Genomic DNA, 6,237 nt, shown 5'->3' on the forward strand with positions numbered 1-6,237 from the left:
ACGGTCGCTATGTCAAGCGCAACAGGATTTACACATGTTCGGAAAGAAAATTACCAAGGGCGCCAATGCGGTGGTCACCGGTGCAGGCAGCGGCATAGGCCGCGCGTTTGCACTTGAAATTGTGCGGCGGGGCGGGCGTGTGGTGTGTGCCGACATTAGCCTGGACCGTGCACAGGAAACTGTGGACCTGATTATGGACCTGGTGGCAGGCAAGCTGAAAAACCCCGACCTGGTGTTTGTGCCGCAGGCCTGGGCCGTGAAATGCGATGTCAGCAAATTAAAGGATGTGGAGGCGTTGGCTGAAGAAGCCGAAAGGGTGTTCGGCGGCAGCGATGAGAACACCGCCATTGACTTGGTGGTGAACAACGCAGGTGTTGGCGCCGGTGGCAAGCCGATTGGTGAAACCACAATCGACGACTGGAAGTGGACCATTGGTGTGAACCTGTGGGGTGTCATTCATGGTTGCCATGTGTTTGCCCCGCGTTTGCGCAAAAAGGGTGCGGCTGCCAAGTGCGGCATCATCAATGTGGCTTCCACGGCAAGTTTTGCTGCTGCACCGTTGATGAGTGCCTACAACGTGACCAAAGCGGGCGCGCTCGCACTGAGTGAAACACTGGCAGCCGAGATGGCAGGCACTGGTGTCAATGTCACCGCGCTGTGCCCCACCTTTGTAAAAACCAATATTACGAACGACGGCCGCATTGATGCCGCTTCCAGCAAGTTCGCCAACAAGCTGATGGAGTGGACCGGTGTGTCTGCCGACGGGGTTGTGAAAGAAACACTGAATGCATTGGACAAAGGGCAGTTGTATGTGTTGCCCCAGTTGGATGCCCGCATGATTTGGCGCATGAAGCGCTTGATGCCCCGCAGCTACGCGCGCGGTGCTGGTTTATTGGCCCGTGTGGCCGCCAAAGCTTTTTAAGGAGTACACAAAATGCCTCAACTTGATCTTGAAAAAACACTGCGCCGTATCAAGGAAAATCAATGGGCCTTGGCTGACATTGATTGGGATGCACCTGGTCGCGAAATGATTTCGGATGAACAGTGGCCCAAGCTGAAGGCCTTCATGGCCGACCTGACCTGGATTGAGCACATTGGTGCGCGCGGTTTTGCGGCCATGGCCAAGAAAGCACCGAATGACACCTTGAAGGAAATTTACACCTGGTTCCATGCAGAAGAACAACGCCACGCCAATGCCGAACTGGCTTTGATGCAGCGTTGGGGCATGCTGGAAGAAGGCGAAATTCCTGAGCCCAACATCAACTTGCGTTTGACAATTGACTGGCTGGACAAATACAGCGACGACATGCCACTGAGCGTACTGGGAAGCGTAATTCCCATGCTGGAAGTGACGCTGGATGGCGCTTTGTGCAAGTTTTTGCTGGATGAAGTCAAAGACCCCGTGTGTCATGAAGTGTTCAAGAAAATCAATGCTGACGAGTCACGCCACCTTGGTGTGGATTTCCATGTGCTTGAAATGATGGGGCACGGCCCGATGTACCGCCTGGCTTTGGAAACAATTGCCACGGCCATCAACCCCAAATTGTTGTTGGGCGTGGCGGTTTATTTCCCCTTGCTGAACCGCATGCGCGACAACATTGTGACCATGGGTTTGAAGGAAGAACGGCTGTATGAAGCCATGGCCAAGTTCGAGAAGTACGGTGGTGAAACACCGGAAGGCCGACGCAACCCTTGGTACCAAGTGATGCGCATGCATGGCAACTGGGTGATTAACCGCAAAAACCGTTTGTACCACGTGCCTGTGGATGCCGCTGTGAAAGCGTCGAACTACATCCCGAAAAGCTGGTTGCCACAAGTGCCAAGCTGGGTGAACAAACTGACCTGGCACACCACCGCGTAACTGAACTGGAATTCGCTATGACAACTGAACAATTGAAACCCAACAAGCCGCGTGCGCAAGCGTTGAAAGCCGAGCCGGGTGCAAGAACCACAGCACGAGCCGGTGCGGGCACTCGCCGCAAAACAGCCAGCAATGGCGGCGAGCATGTGTACGACACACTGATTATCGGTGCTGGTTTTGCCGGTTTGGGTACAGCCATCAAACTGCGTGAAGCGGGTGTGCACAATGTGGCCATTCTGGAGCGCGCAGCAGAAGCTGGCGGCACCTGGCGCGACAATCAATATCCAGGTGCTGCCTGTGATATTCCGTCCAATCTGTACAGCTTTTCGTTTGCGCCCAACCCCAATTGGTCACGCAGTTATTCCGGCAGCAAGGAAATTCTGGGCTATGTGCACAGCCTGGTGAATGACTTTGGCCTGGAAAAGCTGATTCAGTACCAGCAGAACGTAACGCGTGTGGAGCTGGACGATACCCAGGGCGTGTGGATGATTCACACCGACAACGGGCGCGTGTGGAAAGGCAAAACCGTGATCATGGCCAGTGGGCCTTTGGCAAATGCCAGCTTTCCGAAAATTCGTGGCATTGAAAATTTCAAAGGCAAGAAAATTCACAGTGCACAGTGGGACCACGACTACGACTTCACCGGCAAGCGGGTGGCTGTGATTGGCACGGGTGCCAGTGCCATTCAAATCATTCCGGAGCTGGTGAAAAAAGTCGACAAGCTCAAGGTGTTTCAGCGCACGCCAGCCTGGGTAATGCCACGCCCGGATTTCTCAACATCGGAGTTGAGCAAGAAGGTTTTTGCCAAGTTGCCGTTTACACAAAAAGCCATACGTGAGGCTTTGTATTGGACACACGAAAGCATGGCCTTGGCGGTGATCTGGAGTTCACCGGTGACCCGGCTTGGTGAGCGTTTGGGACAGGCGTTTTTGAAATCCCAAGTACCCGACCCGTGGATGCGCAGGCAATTGAAGCCCGATTACAAACTGGGTTGCAAGCGTATTTTGGTGAGCAATGATTATTACCCGGCGCTGCAAAAAGAAAACTGTGAACTGATTACCTGGCCAATTGCCAATATCGTGGAGAAGGGCATACGTACCTCTGAAGGCATTGAACACCGAGTGGACTGCATTGTGTTCGCCACCGGGTTTGATGTGCCGAAAAGCGGTACGCCGTATCCGGTGAAGGGTGTGGGCGGGCGTGATCTGGCAGAAGAATGGAAGCGCGGTGCGCAGGCTTACAAAAGCATCAATGTGAGCGGCTACCCGAACCTTTACATCATGTTTGGCCCCAACAGTGGCCCTGGCCACAACTCGGCCTTGGTGTACATGGAGCAACAAATTGCCTATGCGGTGAAAGGCATTCGCACCATTCTGGATACGAACTTGAAAATGCTCGATGTAAAGCCCAATGTGCAGGCCAAACACAATGCCGACATTCAAAAGCGACTGGCCAAAACCAACTGGAATTCGGGTTGTAAAAGCTGGTACTTAACTGAAGATGGTTTTAACGCCACCATGTTCCCCGGTTTTGCCACGCAGTATGCCGTGCAAATGTCCAAGTTTGATGTGAAGGCTTATCGGCAGGTGAAAGCAGATGTGCAGGTTTGAAATGTGATTGATTAAGGTAGTGGGAGTAGTGTGGCCCCCAGTGACTCGTGACGGTCCTGGGGGTTTTTTTAATGCTGGCTGATCCAGTTCATTGAGTGCCGCTTTGTGTTGACCAAGTATGGGATAAGATTAGCCGTCCAATCAATGACCTTGCTGATCAATGTCCACACCTGCTGCTCAAATGACTGATCTTGATCAACCCCCCGCACCTGTTAGCTTGATGCAGGCTTTCTGGTTTTGGCTGAAGCTGGGTTTTATCAGTTTTGGCGGACCTGCCGGGCAAATCGCCATCATGCATGAGGAGTTGGTTGAACGCCGCCGCTGGATTTCCGAGAAGCGCTTTTTACATGCCCTGAATTACTGCATGTTATTGCCTGGCCCCGAGGCTCAACAGTTGGCCACCTACCTTGGGTGGCTTATGCACCGCACCTGGGGCGGGGTGCTGGCTGGCGCTTTGTTTGTATTGCCCTCCCTGTTTATTTTGATTGTGTTGTCGTGGGTGTATATCGCGTATGGCGATGTGCCGCTTGTAGCTGGCATTTTCTATGGCATCAAGCCAGCGGTTACCGCAATCGTGTTGCATGCGGCCCACCGAATTGGTTCGCGTGCCTTGAAGAATAACTGGATGTGGGCAATTGCAGCGGCTTCTTTTGTGGCCATTTTTGCAATGAACGTGCCGTTCCCCATGATCGTGGCCACAGCGGCCATCATCGGCTTTCTGGGCGGAAAGTTTTTCCCTGCCAAGTTCAATGGCAGCGGCACCCATGCAAGCGCTAAAAAATCGTACGGTGCCGCATTAATTGACGACAACACCCCAACACCTGAACATGCCCGTTTCAGCAAAATTCATTTGGCCAAAGTGGTGGCAGTGGGTGCATTGCTGTGGCTGGTCCCCATGGGTTTGCTTACCGCAAGCCTGGGTTGGCAAAACACCTTCACGCAAATGGGCTGGTTTTTCACCAAGGCAGCATTGCTGACCTTTGGCGGTGCGTATGCGGTGCTGCCTTATGTGTACCAAGGCGCAGTAGGTCATTATGGGTGGCTTACCCCCACACAAATGATCGATGGCTTGGCCTTGGGTGAAACCACGCCGGGCCCACTGATTATGGTGGTTGCTTTTGTAGGCTTCGTGGGTGCTTATGTGCAGGCCGCTTTCGGTCCCGACAACGCATTCATCGCCGGTGCACTGGCTGCGGCCTTGGTGACCTGGTTCACTTTTCTACCTTCGTTTTTGTTTATTCTGGCGGGTGGCCCTCTGGTTGAAAGCACGCACGATGATTTGAAATTCACGGCGCCACTGGTGGCCATTACTGCTGCGGTGGTGGGTGTAATTGTTAACCTGGCTGTGTTTTTTGGCTATCACGTGTGGTGGCCGGAAGGTTTGAATGGCCAGTTTGACTGGCGCGCTTTTTCGCTCACCATTGCCGCCTTGCTTGCACTGTTTTATTTCAAACGCTCGGTGATGCAAGTACTGGGTGCGTGTGCACTGATAGGACTTGCACTTTACTGAATAATCAACAACACGGAGACAAAGTTTGATCACCAAAGAAATGATGAACAAGTTCATCAACACGCAATTTCCGCAAAGCAAAATCACGGTTGAACATGTAGACGGAGACTCTGCCACGATTCGCCACAAGATCACGGAGGCGGAATTGCGCCCCGGTGGCACGGTGTCGGGGCCTGTGATGTTTTTGGTGGCTGATTGCGCGCTGTACGTGGGTATTCTGGGGAGAATCGGCATTGTGCCTTTGGCGGTGACCACCAATATGAATATCAACTTTTTAAGAAAACCCTCAGCAGACCGCGACATCATCGGCGTGTGTAAGTTGATCAAGGTTGGCAAAACTTTGGCAATTGGCGAAGTGTCTGTGTACTCTGAGGGCTTGCCCGAACCCGTGGCGCATGCAGTAGGCACCTACGCCATTCCGCCCAAAAAAGACTGATCGCGTCCAATCAAAAGGAGCACAACCATGAGTAACACCATTCGCGTACTGGGTATTTCAGGAAGCCTTCGTGCAAAGTCTTGCAACACGGGTTTGTTGCGCGCGGCAGCGGGGCAGTTGCCCGATGGCATGGAAATGCACTTCGCCAATTTGATCGACCTGCCTTTTTTCAATGCTGACCTTGCTGAAAGACCGGCTGCTGTTCAAACCTTTTTTGACCAGGTGAAACAAGCCGATGCCTTGTTACTGGCCTGCCCTGAGTACAACTATTCAATTGCACCGGCCCTGAAAAATGCGATTGACTGGGCTTCGCGTTACCCGGACAACGTCTTGCTGGCCGGCAAGCCAGTGGCCATTTGTGGCGCAGGCGGCGGCATGGGTACTGCGCGTGCCCAGTACCACTTGCGGCAGGTGTGCGTGTATCTCGATTTGCATCCCTTGAATAAACCCGAGGTGTTTGCCAGCGCATTTTCAGGCGGATTCGATGCAGACGGTAATGTGACCGACGAGAAAATCAAGTCAAACCTGGCTGCCCAGTTATTGGCCTTGAAAACATGGAGTCTTCGCCTGAAAGGGTAGGGGTGAAAAAAAATTTCACTTCAGCCCTAAAGAATCATTTTTTCCAAGCGTTAATGAATCATGAGCAGCGCACGACAGTGCACGACACTGAAGGCGACTAGCTCCTAACTAAATAAATTGCTTGGAGAAATATCATGCTAGGAATCAACACCAACGTAGCCTCACTGACCGCCCAAAAGAACCTGTCTGGTTCAGGCATGGGTTTGAACAACGCGATTGCCCGCCTGTCCTCAGGCCTTCG

6 protein-coding genes are annotated in these 6,237 nt (G+C 52.9%); all 6 read left to right on the forward strand.

Annotation, left to right across the window (positions count from 1 at the left end; all coding sequences use genetic code 11):
• Positions 1 to 34 precede the first annotated feature (34 nt).
• Positions 35 to 922, forward strand: a complete 888-nt coding sequence (locus tag FRIGORI9N_RS13920) for an SDR family NAD(P)-dependent oxidoreductase (RefSeq protein WP_159572409.1) — start codon at positions 35 to 37, stop codon at positions 920 to 922.
• A gap of 12 nt (positions 923 to 934) precedes the next feature.
• A complete protein-coding gene (locus tag FRIGORI9N_RS13925) occupies positions 935 to 1,861 on the forward strand; it encodes a ferritin-like domain-containing protein (protein WP_159572411.1) in 927 nt (308 codons plus the stop codon).
• A 17-nt stretch (positions 1,862 to 1,878) separates the two neighbouring features.
• Positions 1,879 to 3,471, forward strand: a complete 1,593-nt coding sequence (locus FRIGORI9N_RS13930) for an NAD(P)/FAD-dependent oxidoreductase (protein ID WP_159572413.1) — start codon at positions 1,879 to 1,881, stop codon at positions 3,469 to 3,471.
• A 160-nt stretch (positions 3,472 to 3,631) separates the two neighbouring features.
• On the forward strand, positions 3,632 to 4,981 hold the full coding sequence (gene chrA, locus FRIGORI9N_RS13935) for a chromate efflux transporter (protein ID WP_159572415.1): 1,350 nt from the start codon (positions 3,632 to 3,634) through the stop codon (positions 4,979 to 4,981).
• Between the two features lie 25 nt (positions 4,982 to 5,006).
• On the forward strand, positions 5,007 to 5,417 hold the full coding sequence (locus FRIGORI9N_RS13940; protein WP_159572417.1) for a PaaI family thioesterase: 411 nt from the start codon (positions 5,007 to 5,009) through the stop codon (positions 5,415 to 5,417).
• 27 nt (positions 5,418 to 5,444) lie between these two features.
• Entirely contained in the window at positions 5,445 to 5,996 is a 552-nt protein-coding gene (locus tag FRIGORI9N_RS13945) for an NADPH-dependent FMN reductase (protein WP_159572419.1), read from the forward strand.
• Positions 5,997 to 6,237: the final 241 nt, after the last annotated feature.

Source organism: Limnobacter sp. 130 (assembly GCF_902506325.1).
GTDB lineage: Bacteria > Pseudomonadota > Gammaproteobacteria > Burkholderiales > Burkholderiaceae_B > Limnobacter.

Coding starts and splice junctions, on each gene's coding strand:
- FRIGORI9N_RS13925 (WP_159572411.1), top strand. CDS start 935: ATGCCTCAACTTGATCTTGAAAAAACACTGCGCCGTATCAAGGAAAAT.
- chrA (WP_159572415.1), top strand. CDS start 3,632: ATGTCCACACCTGCTGCTCAAATGACTGATCTTGATCAACCCCCCGCA.
- FRIGORI9N_RS13920 (WP_159572409.1), top strand. CDS start 35: ATGTTCGGAAAGAAAATTACCAAGGGCGCCAATGCGGTGGTCACCGGT.
- FRIGORI9N_RS13945 (WP_159572419.1), top strand. CDS start 5,445: ATGAGTAACACCATTCGCGTACTGGGTATTTCAGGAAGCCTTCGTGCA.
- FRIGORI9N_RS13930 (WP_159572413.1), top strand. CDS start 1,879: ATGACAACTGAACAATTGAAACCCAACAAGCCGCGTGCGCAAGCGTTG.